Annotated in this window: 26 protein-coding genes and 2 tRNA genes; 11 read left to right on the top strand and 17 right to left on the bottom strand. The window is 41.8% G+C overall.

Annotated elements, in window-relative coordinates; all coding sequences use genetic code 11:
- Positions 1-46: 46 nt before the first annotated feature.
- The gene (locus H729_RS01435; RefSeq protein WP_020448220.1) at positions 47-553 is read left to right on the top strand and encodes a DUF2975 domain-containing protein; all 507 of its coding nucleotides are present in this window, start codon (positions 47-49) and stop codon (positions 551-553) included.
- 6 nt (positions 554-559) lie between these two features.
- Entirely contained in the window at positions 560-778 is a 219-nt protein-coding gene (locus H729_RS01430; protein ID WP_020448219.1) for a helix-turn-helix domain-containing protein, read from the top strand.
- A 120-nt stretch (positions 779-898) separates the two neighbouring features.
- Here H729_RS01430 and H729_RS01425 read toward each other — a convergent pair.
- Both H729_RS01425 and H729_RS01420 read right to left on the bottom strand, forming a co-directional pair.
- Positions 899-974, bottom strand: a tRNA-Gln gene (locus tag H729_RS01425).
- A gap of 103 nt (positions 975-1077) precedes the next feature.
- A complete protein-coding gene (locus tag H729_RS01420) occupies positions 1078-1716 on the bottom strand; it encodes an adenylate kinase (RefSeq protein ID WP_020448218.1) in 639 nt (212 codons plus the stop codon).
- A 217-nt stretch (positions 1717-1933) separates the two neighbouring features.
- Here H729_RS01420 and H729_RS01415 point away from each other — a divergent pair, with 217 nt between their 5' ends.
- From H729_RS01415 to H729_RS01395, 5 genes are all read left to right on the top strand, one after another.
- Positions 1934-2560, top strand: coding sequence for a potassium channel family protein (locus H729_RS01415; RefSeq protein WP_020448217.1), 627 nt, complete (start codon positions 1934-1936; stop codon positions 2558-2560).
- Positions 2536-3150 carry a potassium channel family protein gene (locus tag H729_RS01410; protein WP_020448216.1) on the top strand — a complete coding sequence of 205 codons (615 nt, stop codon included), beginning with the start codon at positions 2536-2538 and terminating at the stop codon, positions 3148-3150. Before H729_RS01415 ends, H729_RS01410 begins: the two co-directional genes overlap by 25 nt.
- Positions 3151-3173: 23 nt before the next feature.
- On the top strand, positions 3174-4394 hold the full coding sequence (locus H729_RS01405; protein ID WP_020448215.1) for a magnesium transporter: 1221 nt from the start codon (positions 3174-3176) through the stop codon (positions 4392-4394).
- 81 nt (positions 4395-4475) lie between these two features.
- Complete coding sequence (locus tag H729_RS01400; RefSeq protein WP_020448214.1) at positions 4476-5633, top strand: formate--phosphoribosylaminoimidazolecarboxamide ligase family protein; 1158 nt, start codon at positions 4476-4478, stop codon at positions 5631-5633.
- Positions 5630-6316, top strand: coding sequence for a lipoate--protein ligase family protein (locus H729_RS01395; RefSeq protein ID WP_335324214.1), 687 nt, complete (start codon positions 5630-5632; stop codon positions 6314-6316). Before H729_RS01400 ends, H729_RS01395 begins: the two co-directional genes overlap by 4 nt.
- Here the strand turns inward: H729_RS01395 and H729_RS01390 are convergent.
- From H729_RS01390 to prf1, 3 genes are read right to left on the bottom strand one after another with little or no spacing between them, the layout of a single operon-like run.
- Positions 6306-6800, bottom strand: a complete 495-nt coding sequence (locus tag H729_RS01390; RefSeq protein WP_020448212.1) for a GNAT family N-acetyltransferase — start codon at positions 6798-6800, stop codon at positions 6306-6308. The two genes, H729_RS01395 and H729_RS01390, sit on opposite strands and share 11 nt — an antisense overlap.
- Complete coding sequence (gene argS / locus H729_RS01385) at positions 6801-8513, bottom strand: arginine--tRNA ligase (protein ID WP_020448211.1); 1713 nt, start codon at positions 8511-8513, stop codon at positions 6801-6803. It lies immediately after the preceding gene.
- 2 nt (positions 8514-8515) lie between these two features.
- Positions 8516-9769, bottom strand: coding sequence for a peptide chain release factor aRF-1 (gene prf1, locus H729_RS01380; RefSeq protein WP_048133792.1), 1254 nt, complete (start codon positions 9767-9769; stop codon positions 8516-8518).
- Between the two features lie 50 nt (positions 9770-9819).
- Here prf1 and pyrH point away from each other — a divergent pair, with 50 nt between their 5' ends.
- Positions 9820-10512, top strand: a complete 693-nt coding sequence (gene pyrH / locus H729_RS01375) for a UMP kinase (protein ID WP_394295669.1) — start codon at positions 9820-9822, stop codon at positions 10510-10512.
- On the opposite strand, the gene H729_RS01370 is transcribed toward pyrH, so the two are convergent.
- Positions 10509-11345 (bottom strand): D-aminoacyl-tRNA deacylase, encoded by an 837-nt coding sequence (locus tag H729_RS01370; protein WP_020448208.1) that lies wholly within the window; start codon positions 11343-11345, stop codon positions 10509-10511. The genes pyrH and H729_RS01370 overlap by 4 nt on opposite strands.
- Before the next feature lie 91 nt (positions 11346-11436).
- On the opposite strand from H729_RS01370, the gene H729_RS01365 reads away from it, so the two are divergent.
- On the top strand, positions 11437-12738 hold the full coding sequence (locus H729_RS01365; protein WP_020448207.1) for a helix-turn-helix transcriptional regulator: 1302 nt from the start codon (positions 11437-11439) through the stop codon (positions 12736-12738).
- 90 nt (positions 12739-12828) lie between these two features.
- Here H729_RS01365 and H729_RS01360 read toward each other — a convergent pair whose 3' ends face one another.
- The 6 genes from H729_RS01360 to H729_RS01335 all read right to left on the bottom strand — a co-directional run bounded on the left by H729_RS01360 (position 12829) and on the right by H729_RS01335 (position 18867).
- Positions 12829-13743: a hypothetical protein gene (locus H729_RS01360; protein WP_048133788.1), complete on the bottom strand. Its 915-nt coding sequence runs from the start codon at positions 13741-13743 to the stop codon at positions 12829-12831.
- A 278-nt stretch (positions 13744-14021) separates the two neighbouring features.
- Positions 14022-15425: a methanol--corrinoid protein co-methyltransferase MtaB gene (gene mtaB, locus H729_RS01355; protein WP_020448206.1), complete on the bottom strand. Its 1404-nt coding sequence runs from the start codon at positions 15423-15425 to the stop codon at positions 14022-14024.
- Positions 15426-15440: 15 nt separating this feature from the next.
- On the bottom strand, positions 15441-16226 hold the full coding sequence (locus tag H729_RS01350) for a methanol--corrinoid methyltransferase (protein ID WP_048134198.1): 786 nt from the start codon (positions 16224-16226) through the stop codon (positions 15441-15443).
- Positions 16227-16468: 242 nt separating this feature from the next.
- A complete protein-coding gene (locus H729_RS09850; RefSeq protein ID WP_048133787.1) occupies positions 16469-17503 on the bottom strand; it encodes an agmatine deiminase family protein in 1035 nt (344 codons plus the stop codon).
- A 4-nt stretch (positions 17504-17507) separates the two neighbouring features.
- A complete protein-coding gene (locus H729_RS09845) occupies positions 17508-18404 on the bottom strand; it encodes a nitrilase-related carbon-nitrogen hydrolase (RefSeq protein ID WP_102030397.1) in 897 nt (298 codons plus the stop codon).
- Positions 18405-18794: 390 nt separating this feature from the next.
- Positions 18795-18867 (bottom strand) — tRNA-Val (locus H729_RS01335).
- Positions 18868-18998: 131 nt separating this feature from the next.
- On the opposite strand from H729_RS01335, the gene H729_RS01330 reads away from it, so the two are divergent.
- The gene (locus H729_RS01330) at positions 18999-19232 is read left to right on the top strand and encodes a DEAD/DEAH box helicase family protein (protein ID WP_020448204.1); all 234 of its coding nucleotides are present in this window, start codon (positions 18999-19001) and stop codon (positions 19230-19232) included.
- A 6-nt stretch (positions 19233-19238) separates the two neighbouring features.
- Positions 19239-20219: a bifunctional N(6)-L-threonylcarbamoyladenine synthase/serine/threonine protein kinase gene (locus H729_RS01325; RefSeq protein WP_020448203.1), complete on the top strand. Its 981-nt coding sequence runs from the start codon at positions 19239-19241 to the stop codon at positions 20217-20219.
- Here the strand turns inward: H729_RS01325 and H729_RS01320 are convergent.
- The 5 genes from H729_RS01320 to H729_RS01300 form a co-directional block, all read right to left on the bottom strand.
- A complete protein-coding gene (locus H729_RS01320; protein WP_048134194.1) occupies positions 20206-21576 on the bottom strand; it encodes a single-stranded-DNA-specific exonuclease RecJ in 1371 nt (456 codons plus the stop codon). The two genes, H729_RS01325 and H729_RS01320, sit on opposite strands and share 14 nt — an antisense overlap.
- Positions 21577-21581: 5 nt before the next feature.
- On the bottom strand, positions 21582-22037 hold the full coding sequence (locus tag H729_RS01315; RefSeq protein ID WP_020448201.1) for a 30S ribosomal protein S15: 456 nt from the start codon (positions 22035-22037) through the stop codon (positions 21582-21584).
- Positions 22038-22161: 124 nt separating this feature from the next.
- Positions 22162-22509 (bottom strand): NUDIX domain-containing protein, encoded by a 348-nt coding sequence (locus H729_RS01310; RefSeq protein ID WP_020448200.1) that lies wholly within the window; start codon positions 22507-22509, stop codon positions 22162-22164.
- Positions 22506-23162, bottom strand: coding sequence for a fibrillarin-like rRNA/tRNA 2'-O-methyltransferase (locus H729_RS01305; protein WP_020448199.1), 657 nt, complete (start codon positions 23160-23162; stop codon positions 22506-22508). The genes H729_RS01310 and H729_RS01305 overlap by 4 nt, the downstream gene beginning before the upstream one ends.
- A gap of 33 nt (positions 23163-23195) precedes the next feature.
- On the bottom strand, positions 23196-23504 hold the full coding sequence (locus tag H729_RS01300) for an Hsp20/alpha crystallin family protein (protein ID WP_020448198.1): 309 nt from the start codon (positions 23502-23504) through the stop codon (positions 23196-23198).
- Between the last annotated feature and the right edge of the window lies 1 nt (position 23505).

Raw genomic sequence — 23505 nt, 5'->3', positions numbered from 1 at the left:
ATGTTATATATACTTAACAGATTAAGCTCAATAAAAAGGTATGCGTATGAACGAAAATTTCAATCTCAAGAGACTTCAAACTATCTGCAGATACGGTTCATATTGCATCATTATAATCATGGCGTTATTATTGCTATTGGCAGTCGTAGTAGCGATTCTGCTTTTTTCCCCTGAATCCTGGCAAGAGATCATTGATTCAGGTATTCCTGAGCCAGAAATTATTCCAATAATGATCATACTGATTACAACATCAATAATCATGCTGTTGGTTCTAGCAATTGTATATAAGCTAATGAAAGCCATAAGCAAAGAAAGAACTCCGTTTACGATTAAAAATGTGAAGTATATAAAAAGCATATCAATACTCATTTTAATAGCGGGTCTGGCAGTCCCTGTTTTAGAAAACCTTGTGATGAAGATAGCTTATCCTGAAGCCGAGTCCAGCATCAGCATAAATTTTTTCATGGTGCTTGCGGCCATAGCGATGTACTGTTTATCTCTCGTGTTCCAGTACGGTGTGTATCTCCAGAACGAATCAGATCAAACTCTGTGATGTGATATGACGATAATACTCAGATTAGACAGAGTCATGGCGGACAGAAAGATATCATTAAATGAGCTGGCAGAAAAAGTAGGAATATCAAACGTAAATTTGTCAAATATAAAAACAGGCAAAATCTCTGCTATCAGGTTTTCAACACTCAACTCAATCTGCAGAGTTCTAAAATGTCAGCCAGGAGATATTCTTGAGTATGTTGATGGTCCTGAAGATCGTTGATAAATTTTTCTCAGAAATATACAATACAGCATCTGATCCAGTCATTAGAATATGTATGATAAATGATTAAAAATGCTAATATCACTTATCTTATAAGTTACAAGCAATTATTGATAGAAATGGTAGCCCCGAGCAGATTCGAACTGCTGTCACAAGATCCAGAGTCTCATATGATTGACCGCTACACTACGGGGCTATTGTAAAGGCTTCAACAACTCTTTTATTTTAAATCTTTTGCTTGGAGAATACAGATTATGAAAGATAATGAAGGTCTGTAAGGCTACAGACCTCAAAAATGCTTACTTTCTGAAGTTTTTCACGGCATCGACTATGCGGGAGTAAACCTCGTCAATTTCTCCCCTGCCGTTGACTTCTACCAAAATTCCACGGTCATTGTAGAACTTAGTTAATGGAAGGGTACTCTCTTTGTAGACCTTCAGACGATTTCTCACAACTTCTTCAGTATCGTCGGTCCTCTGGTAGAGCTCTCCTCCACATTTAGAGCACTTTCCGTCTGCACGCGGAGGCTTGGCATCCAAATGGTAGACTTCGTTGCATTCTTTACAGCTGCGTCTTTTTACAATCCTGTCAACAATTATGTCTTCATCGACATTAAGATCTACAGCAATAGTAACTTTGGTAATTTTATCCAGCATTTTAGCCTGCTCAAGGTTCCTTGGGAATCCATCAAGAAGAACTCCACCAGTTAAACCCTTTAATTTTTCCTCAATGAGCCCGACTACAAGCTCATCTGGAACAAGCTTCCCGGCGTTCATGAATTCTTTAGCCTGCAGTCCCAGAGGTGTGCCATCTCTGACAGCACTCCTAAGAAGGTCTCCAGTAGATATCAATGTAAGACCCAACTCTTCACAAAGTCTCTTAGCTTGGGTACCTTTCCCTGATCCCGGTGCCCCCAGAAGAACAATCTTCTCATCCATGATTAATTGGTATCCGCTCGTTATTTAAACTAATTTCTGTGAAAATAGGGGATATTCCAAAAAGACTCCGCTGATACAACGATGGTAGCCACAAGCAGATTAGAACTGTCTTGTGTGTTCTGGAGTACAAATAAAACCCCCCACAGTTCAGAATAGTATGATGCTAACAGTTAATATAGTTCGTCAAGTTTTCACATAATTAAATTTGGAGGATGGTATGTCATTCTTTGATAGCTTCAGCGAGGAACGAGAAGAAGAAAATCTGACAGTTCGTGAATTGCTGACAGAGATGAAAGATATCTCAGAAGTAATTGTAGACCTAGCTTATGCTTCACTTCTGTTTGATAGTAATGAGATAGGCGATGAGGTTAAACATCTGGAGTCAAAAATGGACGTTCTGAACTATGAGATTAGAAGCAGAACCATGTTGGCTTCAAGAACCAGAGAAGATGCTATTCAGCTTTCCGGTCTATTACAAATAGCAGAAAGCGCAGCAGCCATATCCAAAGCTGCAGGCGACATAGTAGGAATAAGAGAAATTAACCCTCGCAACAGTCCGTTTTTATCTTTTGTATTGAGAGATGCAGAGGAAAAGATTTTGCCTCTCACGATCAGAAAATCCGACATGAGCGGAAAGTCAATAGATGAGCTGAGTGTTGAAGCCGAGACTGGAATGCGTATTATTGCAATCAAGCGTGATATTAGATGGATATACGACCCAGAAGGCGATACCAGGTTGAAAGAGAATGATATGATTATCGTTCGTGGAACAGAAGATGGATTCCGTAGATTGCGCAAATTTGCAAATGGGGAAGAGAAATGGCCGACATATCCGATGGAATAGAGAATGAAAGTTTAGAAGAAATGATCCTTGAGATAAAGGATACTTCAGAACTCATGGTAGATCTTGCATATTCTTCCCTGCTGTACAATAATAGAGAGATTGCAGAAGAGGTATTCATTCTCCAAGAAAGAATGGAAGAGATAGGAGATGAAATTCAGAGATCTGCAATCCAGGAAGTACTGAATGACAGGGATGCATACAAAGCACTTCAAATCATTAAAATGGTACATTCTGTTCAAGAGATTTCTTATGCTGCAACAAAAATTGCCGGAGTGGTGAGATTTGAACTTCCCACACATCCAGTGGTGCAGTTGTCTCTACGGGAATCTGAAGTAATAATCACATCAGCAGTAGTTGATGAAAATTCAGATCTAGCAGATACTACTCTTGGAGCCATTAAGCTCGCTACTAATACCGGAATGAGAATTATTGCCATAAAACGCGGAAGAAAATATTTCTACGGTCCAGATATGCATTCTTCGATAAAAGCCGGAGATTTATTATTTGCCAGCGGACCGGAAGACGGCGAAGAGTATTTTAAAGATTTAGCAGAAGGAAAAGAACATTTGACCCCCAAGGACTTGCAGTGATTGGTCTAATATGAGGTGAGCATGTGTCAGAGGTACGATCATTTTTCTCCAGAAATAGGACCGTATTCTCTCTAGGACTTGTTTCAATTCTCATCTCATCAATGGTGGGGTTAGTATCTGGAGTCACTCTCGGATACATGACCGATCTTTTAGAGATCGTTCCGGCATTGATGCTGCTAATAACTCCCGCCATCGGTGTGCGCGGAAGTATCTTTGGAGCAGTAGGAAGCAGACTGGGTACTGCGGTCCACATGGGTACATTTGAACTGTCATTCAAACGTGGAAGCGTTCTCAGGCAGAACGTTGAGACGTCCATCATATTGACAGTTGTAATGGCTGTGATTATGGGTTTGTTTGCTAAACTGGCTGCAATTATAATGGGCATAGAAAGCATTTCCCTTCATGAATTTATATTCATTTCAGTAATGGGAGGGACCTTATCCAGTCTTGTGTTGATATTTATCAACATCGTTGTTGCAGTCACAGGTTTCAAACACGACTGGGATCTGGATAACATCTCCGCACCGATAATTACTGCAACCGGAGACATCGTGACAATGCCGATGCTGTTCGGTACAACGCTGCTCGTACTGAATCCTCATTTCACAGACAGCCTTTTGCTGTTCTTTTCTATAGTATTCATTGCAGTTGCTGTAATTTTAGTAGCATATGTAATTCTAAAAAAGAAAGATGAAGTCAGAAGAATATTCATTCAGAGCATTCCAACTCTTTTGATATTCATAATTATTGAAATTATTGCCGGATCCCTTATCAACAACGAACTGGAGAGCTTCATAGCCCTGCCTGCATTATTGATTATGGTATCCCCGTTCCTTGGAAGCTCCAATTCACTAGGCGGAATACTGACGTCTAGGTTTTCATCCTATCTTCACATGGGTCTTCTGAGACCCAAAGCACTTCCTGGAAAACTAGCATTGGAGAATTTTGGTATAACTTACATATTTGGAGTATTCGCATTCACTCTGATAGGGGTTGCCACATTTATATTGGGAGGAGTCTTGGGAATGGAGTCTCCCCCGCTCAGTACAATGATAATTCTGTCACTGATTGCAGGCATGGTTTCAACCACGATACTTTGCATCCTTGCATATTATCTCTCAATTGCAACTTTCAGAATGTCTCTGGATCCTGATGATCACACCATTCCGCTGATAACATCCATGATAGATGTGTTTGGAGTGGTGGCATTTGTAGCGACCATTCTGCTTTTAGGATTGGCATAAGGCATCAAAAAACAGTTATGTTGGGCCCCTTGAAAGGCTTAACTTTATTTCATATACTGCATTTGAGTAGCAGGTTCAGTTATGATAGACAGAAAAATTATTCACTCTATAGTGGATGGTTATGATCTTACCAAAGCAAAAATTGGTGTGGTAGGATCGCATTCCGCTCTTGATACTTGCGATGGCGCAGTAGAAGAAGGATTTAGAACTCTGGCGGTTTGCCAGCCCGGAAGAGACTCTGCATACTCCAGATATTTCAAAGCATTCCGCGACAAAGATGGAAAAGTCTACCGCGGAATGGTTGACGAAGTTATGATGCTGGATAAATACAGTGAGATCCTCAAAAAAGAGAATATGGATGCACTCAAAAAAGACAATATACTGTTTGTTCCCAACAGGTCTTTCACATCATACTGCTCCATAGATGCTGTTGAAGATGATTTTGCAGTACCTCTGGTAGGCTCAAGGAATATGCTTCGCAGCGAAGACCGTGGGGGAGAACATGACTACTATTGGTTGTTAGAAAAAGCAGGCATGCCATTCCCTAGAAAAATTACCGATCCGCAGGATATTGACTCACTGAGCATCATAAAACTGCATCACGCAAAGAAGAAGCTTGAAAGGGGATTTTTCACCGCATCATCGTACGAAGAATATGTTGAAAAATCAGAGCAGCTTATAAAACAGGGCGTTATTGACAGAGAGACTCTTCAGACTGCTAGAATGGAAGAATACATAATTGGTCCAGTATTTAATTTGGATTTCTTTTACTCACCTCTGGAAACTCTGGGAGAAAAGGTAGAACTCATCGGTGTTGACTGGAGATTTGAAAGTTCACTTGACGGACATGTGCGGCTTCCGGCACCTCAGCAGATGACATTGAATGAATCTCAGAAAGTTCCAGAATATACAGTCTGCGGACATAACTCCGCAACACTCCGCGAATCGCTGCTGGAAAACGCATTCAAGCTGGCAGAGAAGTATGTAGCCGCAGCTAACGAATACTACTCACCAGGCATAATCGGACCTTTCTGCCTGCAGACTTGCGTTGATAAGGATTTGAACTTTTACATTTATGATGTTGCCCCGAGAATTGGCGGCGGCACCAATGTACACATGAATGTAGGTCATGCATATGGCAACGCACTGTGGAGAACAAATATGTCTACTGGCCGAAGACTTGCCATGGAAATCAGGCGTGCAATTGAGGATGACAGAGTAAAGGAGATCGTAACCTGATTAGAAAAATTGATTCGGGGTTTCTCAGCCCTGCATACTCTGCAGCGGCTGATGAAATTCTTTTATCAAAACCTAATTCGTTTCACATATTCTGCAGAAATAAAACAACTGTATCATTAGGATACTTTCAGAAGTACTGCGAATCAATAAATTTAGAACTGATTGATTCTAATGAAGTCAGCATCATCAGAAGAATGTCTGGTGGAGGAACTATTATAACTGATCCAAATCAAATAATATTTTGCACAGTGTTTAAAATAGATAACGATTGGCACGACTTAATCAAAGATGTGTGTGAGTGCATCATAAGATCTTTGAAGGATTTTGAAATGGATGCATCATATAAACCACCGAATGATGTTGAAATAAACGGTAAAAAGATTTCTGGAAGCGGACAGATCATTAGAAACGGCAATCTGGCAGTTCAAAGTACATTGCTTTTAAAACAGCCTGAATTAAAGATCTTAAAGAACGATAAACGTAATGGAAACTTGACTTCCATCTATGATTCCATAGGTCATATTCCAGAGATAAATACAATTAAAAAATCAATTTCAGAGTCAATATCAAACCAATTTGAAGAAGAAATGTATGAGTCTAAATTCTCAAAAGAAGAGAAATTAGAAATAGAGAAATTAGTAAAAATGAAGTACAGCTTAGACTCACATACGTTTAAATTTTAAATGTAGATAAATCCAAAGTTGCAATCTTCCTGTCTTCTCCAAGGAAGTTTAATTTTCTGTGCAGAAGCAGTGATGGCATATTTTTCAGTCCAATAGAAGACTGAACAATCTGTGCACCTTGATTTTTAGCTTCCTGTGCGAGTCTGCGCATGAGCAGATAGCCTATACCCATCCTGCGAAACTCTTCATCAACACAGATGTTTTCAACCCATGCCACATTTTCAACGCTGTCGATCCAGTGCAGCATCTGACTGAAAATGACGCCTACGATCTGTCCCCGTTCTTTAGCTACAAAACATAGGCCGGTGTCTTTGTAATATCCAAATGATTTTGGAGCAGAAGCACCTATTGAATCTCTGACCTCTTTTGGAATGTCAATATTCCAGTCCAATTCTAATGTCACTTCTGCGTATTCTCTGATACATGCTAATTCCAGCAATCTGACGGAAACACGGTCATCATCACTTAATGGGACTATTTCCATTTACATCTCCTCTGGTGCATTCAAACCCATGAGATAAAGGGCATTTGACAAGACTACACGCGTACAGTCAACGAGAGCAAGACGCACATCTTTATTATCTCCCTTCAAGACTGGAACATAGGTATAGAATAAATTGAATGACGCAGCCAGCTCGTGTGCATACAGCGGGATTAAGTGAATTCTGGATTTCTCACCAGCTTCTTTGATTACAGATGGAAACTTAGCAAGCGTTTTAATCAGCTTGATTTCATATGTATCATTAAGCTCTGAAAAGTCTATGCCTTTATTGTAGCCGTTGGCTTTTTTAAGAATGCTGCATGCCCTTGCATGCGCATACTGAACAAAAGGTGCACTGTTTCCTTCAAAGTTAAGAGCATCTTCCCAGCGGAAAACCAGAGGTTTTTCAGGCTGGACACGAAGCATATTGTATCTTACTGCACCTCTGCCGATGGCCTTTGCAATTTCTTTCATCTTATCTTCTGAAAGATCTGTTCTGCGCTTCTTAACTTCATCAAGGGCTCTGGATTCTGCTTCTTCAATAAGATCATCCAGATTGACAACCTGACCCCTACGAGTAGACATTTTACCCTCAGGAAGCGATACAAAAGAGTAGAAAACACATTCAGGGCTTCTATCCACACCTAACAGATGAAGAGCTATTGCAAGCTGAGCCTGACCGAGCTTTTGATCCTCACCCAGGATATTGACGACCCTGTCCGCTCTTGAAAATTTGTTAAGATGATATGTTACATCACGCGTAGTGTAAAGAGTGGTGCCGTCTCCCCTGGTAAAAAAGAATCTGGTTTCTCTGCCATGAATTCCAAAAGATTCCAGTTCAAGATATGAAGCTCCGTCCTCCTCTTTGCAGTATTCAGAAGCTTTTAACCGCTCTACAACTTTTGCAGCAGCACCATTTTCGATGAAAGTGGATTCCCACATAAAACTGTCAAGCGACACGTTGATCAGGTCCAAACTCTCCAAAATTCCATCTAACATCATTTTGGCAGTTTTACGAACTTTTTCAATTGTTTCCTGATCTCCATCTTCAAATTTACGGAGCATCTGCCCGATCTCCGCAGCAACATCTGGGTTTTCTTCCATCATTTGATTGGCTTTGCGGTAATATCCTACAAGACGATGGTCTACCTTATCCATACCATCATCGTCAGAGCCTTTATCCAAATGCTCTAAACCCCATGTTAGAATAATCACCTGTTTGCCGACATCATTAACATAGTATTCAGTAAGAACGTCATAACCACATGCCCTTAGGCATCTAGCCAGCGTATCTCCGATAATCGGGTTCCTTGCCCTTCCGATATGAATTGGCCCAGTTGGATTCACAGAGGTGTGTTCCAAAAGAAGCTTTCCTGGTTTCTTTTCTCCTTTTCCATAATCGCTGCCGGAGGAGAAAATCTCTTGAAGTGTAGCTTCAGCCAATTTTCCAGAATCTATTTGAAAATTAAGGTATCCATTTTCAGCCCATACTTTTGAAATTAATTCAGAAGCAGGAATCTTATCTGCAGCTTCAGATGCAATGTTTACTGGAGATTTCTTGAGAATTTTCGCGAATGGAAAACACGGAACAGCAAAATCAGCGATTTCCATGGAGGGGACTTCAACATCGAAAGATGGTTCTGAGACTCCTAGTTCTGATAATGCATTGGATGAAAGATGGACCACTTCATCTCTGTATACCTGTAATGGATCCAACCTTACATTCCCCCTATGTTGTAACGCAGCATAGCTACAATACCGCCAAATGCTCTCAGAAGAATATCCCCTTCTTCCGAATCTACCGTAAGAAGCTCTACCTTGGTTCCCACTTGATCAGCCTCATCGTAGAATGCATCGATGAAATCCTTTGATTCCAAGATCTCTGGAGGTGTAGGAGATTTGCAATTCGGGCACTGTATGTGATCTTCATCAGGAACTGTCAGTTCCATTTCACCGCAGTTTTGACAGTTTATTTTTACCCGTTTTAATCGTATACCTTCAGAAATCAGCAGCGTATCTATAGCTCCCAGAGCTAATGCATGGCGAACTTCGTCTTCACCGTAGCACGATAAGCCCCCATCTGGTTTCCTCAGTTCTCTGAAAAAACGCTGCATCAATTCTTTCTCACGGTTAAGGCTCAGATCGGTCAGAATAGTCTTTGCATTTTCTACAAGCTCTTTCAGACCATATTCATCTGTGTAACTTGTATCTACAGGATCGAGGACTTTTTTCCTCAACTCATGGTTGAGATATTCTTCAGTAATGAAGAACTTCTTAGTGTCCCCCGGCCCTCCAATGAGAATTCCAAGCAGGGATTCTTGATTTAGAAATGCATCATCTGCAATCTCTGCGACTTTCTTAAAGAATTCATGAGCCGCTATTTCAATCAAACGTTCAAAACGAAGCGCGGACTGTCCTCCTCGCCCATGCTTGGATGGCACGAATGACTGGACATTTTTCAGTACAATTATACTTGTACCTTTCAGAAGACCTACTGTAGCTTCAGATCGGTCTATAACGAGAAGACCAAATGTTTCTTTATCATCAAGCATGTCCCAAAGCTTTTCAGTATAGAACTCTGAATCACATCGGTACATAAAAGAGGTAATCGGTTCTGGAGGTTCCAGTACAAACTGTACCTGTTTTGTTTGATCTCCAGATGTCGGAGCTTCTCCAATGAAAAATATAACCCCGTTTGGCGGTGGGGTTTTAAAGTACTTTAATCTGGCCAATATTGACTCAATAGCACCTGACACGGCTTTTTGAGTACGTTTGCTTTTGATGTTCTGTGATTGTGATAATTCTCCCCTGAGGTAGTTTGCCACATCTGATATTTGTTTGTCAGGAGGCACATAAACAGAGACGAGTTCTGTTCCGCGACCATGGATATCCCTAATCTCTTCTAACGCGCGTTTAAAATCATACCTGCGCTTTTCCATCTGTCTTTCATAATCGCCCTCGTCAGCAACCATCTGATACCACTCTTTTTTTAATGCAAGAAGTGATTCGGTATAAAACTTTGGTGATTTCATTGGATAAAGTTGTCATATCGCTAGGGGGATCCATTTTAATCCCGGGGGAAAATGATGGAAAATTTCTTTTTGATATTGCAGAACTTCTCAAAGAAATGTCAAAATCATATCAGATTTATGTTGTCTGCGGTGGAGGAAAGGTTGCAAGGTACTACATCAACACAGCTAGAGATATGGGAGCAGTAGAATACGACCTAGACACACTTGGCATAATGGCTACAAGGATTAATGCTAAAATGCTGCAGCTTGCGTTAAAAGATGTTTCTAACAGTGAAATTCCTGAGACTGTAGAAGATGCTTCAAAATTAGGATCTGAAGGAAAAATTGTGATAATGGGAGGAACAATCCCGGGACATACTACAGATGGTGTCAGTGCTTCCCTAGCAGAGGCTGTGGGTGCCATAAGAATTGTGAATGCCACATCTGTAGACGGTGTATATACAGCAGATCCTAAAAAAGATCCCCAGGCAAAGAAAATATCAAAAATGAGCTTCTCAGAACTCAATGAAATGTTAAAGGACGGGCATGACGCAGGCAAATCTGGAGTCTTTGACGCTATGGGCGCAGACATCGTAATGCGTAATCATCTACCACTCCTGATAGTCTCCGGAAGGGACCTTGAAGAGATGAAAAAGGCCATCTCTGGAAGTTCTGACATAAAAGGAACAATCATCTCTGATTAGTCAATAAGCTCAAGTGAAGATGAGTCGATGAGTGATGCTCCGGCATTATCTATTGCTCTCTTCACAACATCAGCCTGCTCTTTCTTCATAGATTTTCTATGTACAAAAACAAGGTCCGTATTGCTGTTCTCCATAGCTTTATTCACCATTGATGAAAGTTTTTCTGCATCGTTGAAATCTATTGCATAATTTGGAATCATGTGCCCGAAGTCCAATTTCTTAGAGATGGCAGTCTCCGTAAATCTGGGAGCATAATGTCCGCCTCCGATGCCAACAGCAATCGGATATGATTTATTTTCAGTAGCCGAGAACAAAGCCGAGGCTAGCGCTGCAGAAGCATCTGTGTTCGACCATTCTGACTCCGTGCTGCCTATTTCCATAAACAACGTGGGAGTTTCAAGCAAAGGGCCATGATGAGTGACTTCAAAAACAACATCATAATCTGGAAGATGGGCCGCAGATTTCTTTATAGATCTTAATAGAGCACTCATAAGATGCGGTGAAGAGGGAGTTAGTTCGTTGTCTTTGCCACCAAGTTTAGCATCTGCCCAGTTGCCAATTGGATGCACTGTAAGGGCTTTCTTTTCCGATGCAGATTTATGTTTAGATAAGAATATTATATTATCTGCAATAACTCCTAACTCTTTAACAATCTCTTTGTCGAGATCGTCATAAAAAACATGATGTTCCTTGATAGTCAGTAAAAGCAGATTATCCTTGAGGAATGCAGAACTGCCGTGAAAATCTGCATAATCAATCCAGTCATCTGAAAGAATTGCATTTTTTAGATTGACACTTGCAGAATCAGGAGTACTACAAACTAGGACATTCATGTCATGAGGAATTTACAAGATAGTATTTTTTATAATCGGCGTTAACGAACCGTTTTTTAATGAAGACCGCAATCAGGAAACAGGGAGATACTTGCCGAATAGACTAACAGTTGCAGATAGGATCATAATCCATCTATCCAACTATACAAAATACCTTGAATCATACGATGTTTCTATAGACATCAGTCAGGATGGAATAGCCGCAGGGCTCAGAATTTCCAGAGCCCATGCAACGATTGAACTGAAGAAGCTAAAAGAAAATGGATATGTGACAGAAAAACAGTCCCATATTAAAAAGGGTAAGACTCGACGAAAAGTATACTTCCTTACACCAAAAGGCGAAGAACGCGTTGCCGAAATACTCAAGTATGTAAAAGAAAACGAAATTGACCTCAGCAGATATCAAGACATCAGAAAATGCAAAGGACCGGATCTGTGGGACAGCCTCGATGAAAAATTCAAGCCAATTATTGCTATGGCATCAGTGTTCAGAAAACCATTTAGCAGAGACGTCCTTCCAGACATCAGCGTTTCTCTTTTACCTGTTGATGAGAAAGGAATGGTGGATCTACCGCAGGAAATTAAAGAGTATGTTCTCTCTGTAACTGAAACAAATCGAATTGAAGACTACCATAATTTTGCCGCGGATTACTGGTTGCATTGTGATGACATTAAAGAAGTGCTGTACCACCTTGTCATGGCTAAACGATTCAATGATGCTGAAATCCTCCTTTACAATCATGCTGCGGAACTGATGCTCTCTCCAGATGATGAATTATTTGAGACTGTTTCCAACATTAGAGATATGACTCCGGGATACAGTGACGTTGTTCATTATGTGCAGGCAGAAATGGCAAGAAGAATCGGTCGTGCTGAATATTGCCTAATCCTAACTAAAATGATGGAAGCTTCAAGCATACCTTCTGAAAGGTTCAAAGGCTACCTGATTGAAGGAAAGCTTCACATGGATCATGAAGAGTATCATTTAGCATATAGATCGTTCATTCGAGCACGTGGTGTATTTGACGATCATATGGACACCAACATTGAGTGCTGCGTTGCAGAATCCCTTCTTAAGAATGAAGATATTCATGAAGCTCAAGAAATTTTAATGAGGCTTGTATCACAAGGATTCAAAGACTATGATGATGAAGCCAGAGCGTACTATCTGCTGGGCACGATAGCTATCAAAACAGGAGATGACGATGAAGCTTTGAGAATGTTTACAATTTCACGAAGGGCGATGATAAAACGTCAGTCTGAGATTTTAACTACATTATCAAACGAGAACTTCTCTGCTGGTATGAGAAGCAAAGCAATAGAATATGCATTAATGGCAGACGAATGCACGCTGAACCTGCCGGCAGTAGAGCCTTCAAAGACCAGAAAATAACTAACAGGATTAAGACCTGCCGTGTGATGTTTGGTTTTAGAGAGAGCCTAAGAATTGGGCATTTGCCCAAATATTATGTTTTATTGTCGATTAGATGAAAGCTATCAATCCAATCAGATTATTGTCAACCGGTTCGTCTGTGATACAGATCCTGGAAAGCATATCCACATAGGATCTGCTATAAAGACAATACATTTTCACCTGGCAGTCATTATATTTGCTGTCTTTTCTAGTCATCGGAGGAGTTTTACCGCCTCGATCTTTCCACTCCCAGTACTGCTCATATGATGTTATCAGTTCTAATGGTTTAGCGTACTTCTTCCATACTTCATTCTCTCTTGCTGACAGTATTCCACCGAGTTCAGAGAGTATAGACATCGCTTCATCATAATCATAGACTGTTGTATACATCGAACAGTTTCCAGAAATTTCCATGAGCTCTTTGAGTGTTATATGATCGTTTGGTATTCTGCCGATTAAAAAATTCTCATCAAAATATTCATCTTTACTCATCCGTTCCAAAATAGCAGTATCATGAAGGTGTGCACTGCCGCTGGGATCTAAGAAATGATATAGCACATCTGGGACATTACGATGATACTCTTCCTTAGGTGTCATGCCTGAACCTTTTGGTGCAATGTCTATGGTTGAAACCATAGTCTCTGGTCCAAATCCCGGTATATTCTCTATGCGGTATAGTACGATATGCTTACCTTTTGTAAGATACCAATACACAAATAGAAACGTACTAACATCAATTGATAGTCCGGTATCCTCTTCCAGAGTATATACGTACCAATGATTTACATCAGTATGCAGAAGATTATTGACCTGCTGATCAAAACCGCAGTTGAAGTATTTGAGATAGCTGAGTCGTATATCATCACGCCTGATGATCCTCACACAGCCATGAATCAGCAGTTCATCTTCTAGGTAGTCCTCTCCTCTTGAAGGTGCATGCTCCATTATCTCTTCAAGGGGTCTATCAGTGAGTATTGCGGTCATATTGGTTCTCCATCGATCATGTGCTGTGTATTTTTTAGTATTCTCATTATGTTAGTGAAATGAGACATATGAAACCAATTACAAAAACAGTAAGCGTGCAAAACTGTTAAAACGATGTAAAGGAAAATAATAGATCAAAATAGTGATTGCTAGATGTTTACATAGGCAGTTAATGTTTATTGTAAAATACTAAAAATTAATCAACAATGCTATTTTTCAAAAGACTGTCTTAAAAAAAGGTAAAAGGAAGGGGTTTGATTTCAAGAATTTGAACTTGTTTAGAGTTCGTAGTTCTTGGGGTTGAATGCAGGCACATCTTTGTACTCTTTGAGAGCCCAGTCGACGAATTTGCCTTCCTCGTCTGGCAGAGAGTTCAGATCGGTGATGATCTTGTTGAGTGTGTCTTTTTCCTGCTTGTTGAGTTTCAGTTTTCCTTTCTCGTTGGATTCCTTGATTAACTCAGCAGCTTTGAGACCAGCGGCTTTTGCTCTTAGGTAGTAGTTGTCTCCAACTTCTACGATTGCCTGTCCGATCTTGTATGCGTTGTCGTATGCAAGGATGAATCCTTCTGGAGATCTGAACCTGTCTGAAGCGACATATATGTCCCTGAGGACTTTGTCCTGCTTCATCTGTTTTGAAGCGTTCATTAATGCAGCTTCGTATCCGATTACACCGAGCCAGCACTGAACGGATGATCCACCGAATTCTGGGTGGTATTCGACAGACTCGTTGGACCATAGGTCGCAGGTCTGAGCGATTAAGTTACCCATAAGATCAGCGTGGGCATCCTGAGCGCCTTTTCCTTCCTGAGCGGATGGGCATCCAGATATTGCTTTGAGGATAGGTCCTTCGTAACCGCAGTCTTTGTCTGGTCCGGTTGCACCGCATTCAATGGCGACAAGTGTTCTTGCGGAAGCAATAGCACGTGTAACTGCAGAGAATGTTCTTGGAACATCTTTGTCTAAGTAACCGCCGGCCATGAACATGGAGGTGTTGGCACCAGCGCAGTTTGTATCTCCACCAGCAATGACTTTCTTTCTCTTTGCAAGGTCAACAATCTGTGTCCAGAGCCATTCCATATCGATTGATCCGAGGTAACCGATACCGAAAAGCCATCCTCTGATATCTTGACGGACAACAGCGAAGTCTGAGATTTCTTTTCCACCGACTGATTCGATAGAAACGATATCTGCACCTGCATCTGCTGCTACCTCAAAGGATTCTATCATTTTTTCTGGATAGTTGTGAGTCTTGTCCTGTCCGAATCTCATTCCCTGTTCGTGTAAACGTGAGTCAGCGCAGGTATGCCTTACGGCGCAAGCAATTCCGTACTTGTCGTGGTAGTTTTCAATGACCGCCTTCTGACCAGCGACTACGGGCTTTGCAAACTTTTCAGGCTCGTTGCTCATCTGGAAAATCCATTCGTTTTCTAACTGAACAGATGGGAAACCAAGTGTAACTGCTCTGTTCATGACATCTGTTGCGATGTAGTCAACGTACTCTTTTGTAAGAGATTCGGGACTCTTTTCGCTTCCTGGCCTGGGAGCAAAGTTGATTTCAGGAATAACTAATCCCTGACCTACTTTCAATCCAAGACCATAGGAAATAGGTTTCTTTGCTTCTCCGAAGATTAAGTCATCTGCGGCATCATATGCCATTTTTGTGAATTTTGTAGTAGCCATCTTAAATCACCTCATTCATGCCTTTCCGTTAATAATCTCATCCCAGTTGGATCTGATCTTCTTCCAGTCCCATCCATCGAGTGCCTTGTTTGCAAGACCTGGGCCTTCTGCAGCTTTTGCACTGTAGATACCCATATCGTAGGATTCTACGTACTCTCTGTTAACTGCACCACCGGCGCATATGAATGGAACTTCAACTCCGTGCTCCTTGAGCCTGTTAGCGATCCTTGGGAAAGCTGACATGGTTGTGGTCATGAGTGCGGTTCCTGTCAGGACGTTTGGTTTCTGTTTTACTACTTCATCAACTACGGTGTCAACAAGTACATCTTTTCCGAGATCGATGATTCCAAATCCGTTGGATTTCAGAAGAACTGCTGCGATATTCTTTCCAATATCGTGTGGGTCTCCCTCGGCTGCGTGCATCATTACTACGCCTTTGTACTTCCTTTCTCCACCAAGAGCTGCTTCTGCAACTTTTGTTCCACGGGTCATTGCATCGGATGCAACCATCACATGTGGCAGGTAGTAAATACCGCGTCCATATAATTCAGCTACAATATCCATTCCAGCTAGAAGACCATTCTCGATGATTTCCTCAGGTGTTAAGGTCTTGAGTGCTTCCTGTACGTGCTGCTCAATTACCTTAAACTTCAAGTTCATAACATCTTCTGCAATTTGTCTGAGTAATGGATTCTCGGGCATATATTGCTCAGCAATGTCTTCCGGCTTCTCGCTAGATTCTACGACAATGTCGTATCTCGTCAGAATCTTATCAGCGCTTATGCTATCGAAGTCTGCCATTTGTTCAACTCCTATTTTTGATAAAGACTCAAAACTCCCCCTGAATTCTGAATCTTTGATAGAAAAAGTTGCTTTGCGCATATATTAAATTATCGTGAAGATGTAGTCAATTTACCCATAATATATACAATAAAATATATTATTATAAAACACAGCCTGGACATTGATCATTTCGCAGATTTGATAATTATAAAAAAAGAGGAGAGCCAGAGAAGAATTATTAAGTGAATATCACAAAATAATTATTCTCGGTTCTTAGGTTCCTGCTGCGTAATGCAGTGAAATCCTCCGTAACCGTAGACTACATCCTTAGCCGGAATTGAAATTACCTCACGGTTAGGAAAATACTTTCCGATTATTTCTGCAGCCGCAGAATCGGCAGGATCGTCAAACGAAGGAACTAGCACGGCCTTGTTTCCTATGTAGAAATTAGCATAACTTGCCGGCAGGTTTCTGTCTTCCTCATCAAGCGGAATGGGAGTAGGCATAGGCAGTGCAATAACCTCGAAAATCCCTTGTGACTTTAGAATTTCAAAGTTGGTTTTTAAGACCTGCGAATCTAATGAGTCTCCCTCTGCATATGAGCATAATATTGTATGATCATTAACAAAACGAGCAAAGTCGTCCACATGGCCGTCGGTGTCGTCTCCATCAATCCCAGATTTAAGCCAGACGACTTTATCCACGCCGAGGTACCTGCAGAGATACTGCTCAATATCCTCTTTTTTCAAGTGCGGATTCCTGTTGGGGTTTAACAGACACTGCTCGGTGGTTAAAACTACGCCTTTGCCATTGACGTCAATAGATCCGCCTTCCAGTACAATGCCTGGTCTGAATATCTTTACATTAGTTGTCTGGACTACATTCTCTCCGGTAATGTTGTCATACATGAGATCGTCGTATTTTGCGCCCCATGCATTAAAGTCCCATTTTATTGCAGCTTTTTTTCCTTTGTCATTTATAATAAATGTTGGACCATAATCTCTTATCCAGACATCAGAACTCTGAATCTGAAAAAACTGAACATTATCTAAATTCGCACTGGTTTTTTCAATAATGCTGCGGGCGCGTTCTTCCATTTCAGCATTGTCAACCAGAATCTTTACAACTTCTCCCGGGCTCAGAGCCTCTACCATTAAACTGTATGTTTTCTCTACAGATTCAATTATCTCTTCCGGAAAAGTCAAGGGGTTCTTCGGCCAAGAGAGCCATGTAGCTTCATGTTCTTCCCACTCAGCCGGCATATGATAATTACAGGATTTTGGATCTTCTGTCATTTAATTACTCCTTACAAATTAAATTATAACATTCGGGACGCCGGTTGTAAAAAAACCTCCATCCTTCTCTGACATTATACCCGTGGTTTAAGTCCACAGATGCAGAGACTATCTCTTCCTCAGATGATGCTCTGACTAATGTTTTGCCAAAAGCATCTATGATAAAACTGCCACCCCAGAAAGTCATTGAATCCTCAGTGCCGACACGGTTGCATGCAGCAACAATGATGCCATTGGCGATGGCATGGCCCCTCATCACATTTTCCCAAGCGGCCTGCCAGTCTCCTTCAGCCTGCTCTATTCCATCAGCAGTGCCTATAGCAGTCGGATAGAATATCATATCAGCACCCAAGAGTGCATTACACCTTGCAGCCTCTGGAAACCATTGATCATAGCAGATCAATGTGCCAATGTTTCCTTTGCTGGTTTTCATGACATTAAACCCTGTGTCGCCTTTTTCAAAATAGCTTTGTTCATAGAATTTTTCGTCATGGGGGATGTGGGTTTTGCGGTACTTTCCTAATAATTTCCCATCAGAATTAAATGTAACAGAGGTATTGAAAAAATGATCATTGCATTTCTCAAAAAGAGAACCTCCGATAAGGATAATGTTATTATCTAATGCTGCGGAAGATAAAACACTGCATATCTCTCCCGGAACCGCATCATGAGGAATGTTACATCTCAGAGCGTTGTCTGATAAGTCATATTGAGGAAAATATTGTGTAGAAAACAGTTCTGGCAGGCATACTATTTCAGCGCCGCCGTTTGCAGCCTCATGTATCATAGATACAGCTTTCTTGAGATTAGATGAGACATCTTTCACCATTTTCATTTGGATTAAGGATATCTTAACTTCATTCTGAGACATGTTGTATTCCATGAGGTCATCGAACATCATATAATTAACTCTGATGTGGATGCTGAAAATGTGTATATTATAACGAATGATGAATTATTTACAAAATAATTAAAAGTATGGACTAAACAGGCATTCTGCGTAAGTTCGCATTTTTGATAAGAATAACGGATGAGCGTTCCTTACAGTATGTATGAAAAAATAATAGCCCAGATCGGACCCACCAGCATACAGAAGATTATGAACCATTGTGTATCGCTCAATTGATCACATCCGATACTTGTTGTATCAGCACCAGCATTCTGATTGACTGCCTGACAGATAAACAGTGCGGTATTTATGTTTTTTCAGATTAGTTGACGGATAAGAACAGCGCTTACGCTCAGACCATGAATATTCTGCCGTAAAAACCACGACGGATGTATAAAAGAGTGGGCTCAGCCAGATTTGAACTGGCGATCTTCTCCATGTCAAGGAGACGTCATAACCGCTAGACCATGAGCCCTGATCTAAACCGCCAATATACTCTTCTTATCTATATCTTTTTCGATTGCAATCGATTCATAACTGGTTTCCAGAGGCTGTTTCTGAGATAAAGACACAAAGTTTATTCATTCGTCTGGTGATGCGGTGAAGATGTCTGATTTGATCCTGTTCACAAAACCCGACTGCCAAAAATGTGATTATATCAAAAAAAGGATTCCGGAAGATGTGAAAATTAGAATTATAGATATGACTACAACTGATGGACTGGCAGAAGCTGCATATTATGAGATTTTAGAGAAGAACCTTCCAATTCTGGTAGCAGACGAAGAAGTGGTGGAAGGTGCGATCAATATCCTGTCCTGCATTAATTCTAGAAAGGATTGAGAACTGATGATCTGTCTTGGAATAGAAGGAACAGCCCATACATGCGGCGTAGGAATTGTAGATGAGAACGCAAATGTACTGGCCAATGAAGTGGATATGTACCGCGCGGCTCAGGGAGGAATACATCCGAGAGAAGCTGCAAATCATCATGCCACAGTAGTTCCAGGACTCATAACAAAAGCTGTTGAAACTGCAGGCATCTCCTTCAAAGACATAGATGTTGTATGTTTTTCTCAGGGACCAGGACTGGGACCATGTCTGAGAACGGCTGCTACGGCTGCCAGAGCGCTTTCTGTAACTCTCAATAAACCGATAATCGGCGTCAATCACTGCATCTCTCATCTTGAGATCGGTGTTGCAAAGACAGAAGCCCGTGATCCAGTTTTGCTGTACGCTTCCGGAGGAAATACACAGGTCATATCATTCACCAACGGCAAATACAGGATTTTCGGAGAAACATTAGATATCGGAATAGGAAACATGTTTGACAAACTGGGAAGAGAATTGGGCCTTGGATACTATGCCGGCCCTAAGGTGGAACAGCTGGCACTGGATGGTGACAAGCTGCTTGATCTGCCGTATTCAGTAAAAGGCATGGACATGTCTTTTTCCGGGATAATGACTGCTGCCTTAGCACATCGCAGCAAAGGCGAACGTCTTGAGGACATTTGTTTTTCAGTACAGGAAACATGTTTTGCAATGCTCAGCGAAGTCACAGAGCGCGCAATGGCACATATAGAAAAAGACGAGGTTCTCCTCGGCGGCGGAGTTGTGAGAAACAAACGCATCAGAGAAATGGTTGAGAAGATGGCTTCAGAAAGAGGAGCAAAGATGTTTGTGCCTGAACCGAAACTCTGCACTGACAACGGGGCGATGATCGCATGGACAGGCATGCTTATGTATCAGTCCGGTGTCGAAATGAGCATCGCGGATACGATAGTCAACCAGCGTTTCAGAACTGATGAGGTTACAGTTACTTGGAGGTAGTCTCTTCACTTTTAGCTTTTTTCTGCTCTCCGATTTTTACATCCAAGAGTTCTAAGAATTTCTTATCTTCCCCGATGGGAATTGTTGCACCTGCAGCAATACGGTGGCCTCCGCCGAAACCGTTTACCTGAGCAGAAGTTTCACGCAGGGCTTCTGCCAGATCTACTCCGAGATCCAGCAGAGGAAAGGTACCTCTGGAAGAGATTTTCATCTTAGTCTTATCATCTGATTCGGACAGAGCAAGCGTAGCTTTGTCTGCATCTCCGAAGTACTGCATTGTTATGCCGCATAAGATCCCAGACAATCCAGACTTAGTATTGTAGAAATACTGAATATTGTTGAGTTTCGTTATTCCATTCTGAGACAGATCATTTAATGATGAAAGTAACTCAGAACCATATTCGTTTCTGAGTTCCATGGCAGAAGCCATTGCAGACTTGTCTCCCAATGCCAACGATACGCCCATCCCTTCTTGACCGGTTCTGCCGCAGGCGTTCAGCAGTGAAGACATCATCTCCGCTTCCATGTCCACAGACTTGAAGTAGTATCTGTCCCGGACAACCTCTTCCATAGTCTCCAAGGGAGTTCCCTGTGAGATAAGCTTCAATGCAATCAGAGAAGAGAGTTTCATTTTCATTTCATCATTCAGAGATGCATAGTCAGAGTTTATTGGAAGTCCTGCATCGATCAGGAACGTCCTAACCGCATCTTTGTCACCGCTGAGTCCAATAAGATAAGGTTCTGTGGATGAGGTGATGGCATCTACCAGATTTCCTGAGGGCACCAATGACCCGGGAACAGCCTCGATTATGCCGCGCTTCAGCCCTTCTTCGAATAACCAGATGTTGACTCCGCTCAGACCTTTGATGGTCTGCCGATCTCCTGCGATGCCTCCAAAAGCAATCGGTAAAAGATCCCAGTTCTTTTCATCAGTATTGACGGCAAGCAGCATGCATATAGAAGCTCCGCAGGCTGAAGTCATCCCGTCAATGTCTGAAAGATGTGGATTCACATGAACCACTTTCTCAGAATCTCTCAGGGGTTTATGATGATCCAACACGACTACTCTGCAGTTCAGTTTTTCCAAGGCATCTAGATTGGATGATCCCATATCAGATAATATCAAAAGGTCTGAATCGTCAGAGTCGGCTACAATTTCATCGGTAAGACCTTTAATCATAGAGATCTGGAATGTTTTCCCAGCCCGATTCAATAAAGCACAAAGTATAGCTGCAGAGGATATGCCATCGGCATCATAGTGTGAAATGACACGGATGTTTGAAGCCTTGTCAATCTCCTCTTTAGCAAGAAAAATAGATGAAAGGAGTTTGGGGGGTATTTGGACACCCTGGTCCATTTCCCTCACTCAATGAGTAATTCAGCATCGGCGATAGAATACTGCCATTCTGCTGGAAGTACGCCAGTGTGCTTGTAATATTTGACTAAGCGTCTGATCTTTGACTCAGTAATCTGCATACCCCTTTTGTTTGCAACATCTTTCTTGTTTGCATTCAGGTGAACCTGCAGGTTGATCGCTGTACGCATTAGTGCCACCAAATCATCTGGGAGATTAGGTGCAAGATCATTTTCTTTGAGAATTTGTGTAACAGTCTTGCCTGTTGCTAATTTTACATCAGGTACTGCGTACTGATCTCTCATGATGAGTCCGATACGTGCGGAAAGTACACCATCTTTTCCCAATTTTACAATTGTCTCTTCAACTTCACTTTTACTGAGGGGAACCCATTCTGGATTCTCGCTGATCATTGGACGGCTTGATCCTGATTTTCCCCTTCTTCTGGCGTGCATACGTGCCATATTAATCCTCCGAATTATGAATCATTAAAGTTTGGTGGCGATAGAGATGATCCATTATAGATCAGATATTTAAGAGATTCGAACGCAGATCTAGTATTTTGAGAGTTAAATGGTGAAACTATCCTTATTCGTCACCCAGCGCGGCTGCGGCCCATGCAATCTGTTCTTCATATTCACATTTTGGAAAGGCCAAGTCTGGAGGCAGAGAGGAGAATTCTTTCCAAATCATTTCACCTTTGCCTTCATACTGCTCAACTCTTCCGGCAAACATCACGCATTCAGCATCTACCTGCCGTGAAACTACCGGGATGAAAGTTAGTCCTGATTCTTCTTTGAACTCGCGGATTACTCCTTCTTCAAAACTCTCTCCGGTCTCAACTTTGCCGCCTGGCATCTCCCAGCCGCTGCGCTTTGGATTGTAAACCATGAGAAACTTTCCATCTCTGACAGCGATGCCAAATGTTGTCTTCAAAGTAATTCCACACCAATCATTGCGTGATCCTTTTCAAATGGATCCAGGGTCTGTAATTCAACTACCTTTAAACCGGCGGCAGTCAGCTCATCGCATGCAGCCGCGTAGATTTTCCTAGGGTCTTTTGAAACATCCTCCGACCGGGATTTAATAACCAGCATTCCAGACTTTGCAGAAAACGCTTTGAAATTCTTAATGAATATTGCCGCCTGCCCTTTCTGGGCTATGTCCTGATAAACAATGTCTGGGGATGATACAACAAAAGAATATTCCTCAGGCCTTGTAGCGTCTGCTAGAATCGGGATCATATTGGTTCTGGATTCGCAGACTGAGACTAAGTCCCTGAATGATCTTGGCGAGAATTCTACGCAGGATACCGTCCCTTTCACAACAATATCTGCAATGTGGCTGGAAGTCGTCCCGGAAGCCGCGCCTAAGTAGAGAACTTTGGAATCATCATGAAATGGGAAAAAAGATCCTCCCTTCATGAAATATGCCGCGAGTTTACTGCGATTCGGCACCCACTCTCTATACTCCACACCGCCGCAGTCGATCAGTTTTTCACCGTAGACTTTCCTGCCAGGCGTAGAATTAACCGTATATATCTTGTCCCCGTCTTCAAAGACTCCGCCGAAGCTGCTCTCGCGCATCATTGGAGAGAAGATGCCGATTGAGGATAAATAAACTCATACACAGCTGTGCTTGCCTTCACCCATATCCAGACAGCCGCTTGATATGTTTAGACGCTTGCCGTGGATGGGAAACTTGATCGGCATCTCAAGATACAGTGTCTCCCCGTCAAATGCTGCCCTTGAATTGTCTACATCCACTGAATGAGAAAGTATGAAACACTGGGAATTGTCTCCGATTGATATGCAGAAACCTGCATCCGTAGCTTCCAGGGCTATGTCCCCTGCATCTACTCCTGGCAGTTTTATCTGAATCTTGTATTGCTCCCGCTCTTGAACTGTGTCTACCTCATATTCGTTCATCATA

This window comes from Candidatus Methanomassiliicoccus intestinalis Issoire-Mx1 (genome assembly GCF_000404225.1).
GTDB classification, from domain to species: Archaea; Thermoplasmatota; Thermoplasmata; order Methanomassiliicoccales; family Methanomassiliicoccaceae; genus Methanomassiliicoccus_A; species Methanomassiliicoccus_A intestinalis.
This window is presented reverse-complemented; position numbering and strand designations above follow the sequence as displayed.

Excerpts from the sequence above, each read along its gene's own strand:
- H729_RS01435 (WP_020448220.1), top strand. The coding sequence starts at position 47 with ATGAACGAAAATTTCAATCTCAAGAGACTTCAAACTATCTGCAGATAC.
- H729_RS01430 (WP_020448219.1), top strand. The coding sequence starts at position 560 with ATGACGATAATACTCAGATTAGACAGAGTCATGGCGGACAGAAAGATA.
- H729_RS01420 (WP_020448218.1), bottom strand. The coding sequence starts at position 1,716 with ATGGATGAGAAGATTGTTCTTCTGGGGGCACCGGGATCAGGGAAAGGT.
- H729_RS01415 (WP_020448217.1), top strand. The coding sequence starts at position 1,934 with ATGTCATTCTTTGATAGCTTCAGCGAGGAACGAGAAGAAGAAAATCTG.
- H729_RS01410 (WP_020448216.1), top strand. The coding sequence starts at position 2,536 with ATGGCCGACATATCCGATGGAATAGAGAATGAAAGTTTAGAAGAAATG.
- H729_RS01400 (WP_020448214.1), top strand. The coding sequence starts at position 4,476 with ATGATAGACAGAAAAATTATTCACTCTATAGTGGATGGTTATGATCTT.
- H729_RS01390 (WP_020448212.1), bottom strand. The coding sequence starts at position 6,800 with ATGGAAATAGTCCCATTAAGTGATGATGACCGTGTTTCCGTCAGATTG.
- prf1 (WP_048133792.1), bottom strand. The coding sequence starts at position 9,769 with ATGGTTGCTGACGAGGGCGATTATGAAAGACAGATGGAAAAGCGCAGG.
- H729_RS01370 (WP_020448208.1), bottom strand. The coding sequence starts at position 11,345 with ATGAATGTCCTAGTTTGTAGTACTCCTGATTCTGCAAGTGTCAATCTA.
- H729_RS01360 (WP_048133788.1), bottom strand. The coding sequence starts at position 13,743 with ATGACCGCAATACTCACTGATAGACCCCTTGAAGAGATAATGGAGCAT.
- mtaB (WP_020448206.1), bottom strand. The coding sequence starts at position 15,425 with ATGGCTACTACAAAATTCACAAAAATGGCATATGATGCCGCAGATGAC.
- H729_RS01350 (WP_048134198.1), bottom strand. The coding sequence starts at position 16,226 with ATGGCAGACTTCGATAGCATAAGCGCTGATAAGATTCTGACGAGATAC.
- H729_RS09850 (WP_048133787.1), bottom strand. The coding sequence starts at position 17,503 with ATGACAGAAGATCCAAAATCCTGTAATTATCATATGCCGGCTGAGTGG.
- H729_RS09845 (WP_102030397.1), bottom strand. The coding sequence starts at position 18,404 with ATGATGTTCGATGACCTCATGGAATACAACATGTCTCAGAATGAAGTT.
- H729_RS01330 (WP_020448204.1), top strand. The coding sequence starts at position 18,999 with ATGTCTGATTTGATCCTGTTCACAAAACCCGACTGCCAAAAATGTGAT.
- H729_RS01325 (WP_020448203.1), top strand. The coding sequence starts at position 19,239 with ATGATCTGTCTTGGAATAGAAGGAACAGCCCATACATGCGGCGTAGGA.
- H729_RS01320 (WP_048134194.1), bottom strand. The coding sequence starts at position 21,576 with ATGGACCAGGGTGTCCAAATACCCCCCAAACTCCTTTCATCTATTTTT.
- H729_RS01315 (WP_020448201.1), bottom strand. The coding sequence starts at position 22,037 with ATGGCACGTATGCACGCCAGAAGAAGGGGAAAATCAGGATCAAGCCGT.
- H729_RS01305 (WP_020448199.1), bottom strand. The coding sequence starts at position 23,162 with ATGATGCGCGAGAGCAGCTTCGGCGGAGTCTTTGAAGACGGGGACAAG.
- H729_RS01300 (WP_020448198.1), bottom strand. The coding sequence starts at position 23,504 with ATGATGAACGAATATGAGGTAGACACAGTTCAAGAGCGGGAGCAATAC.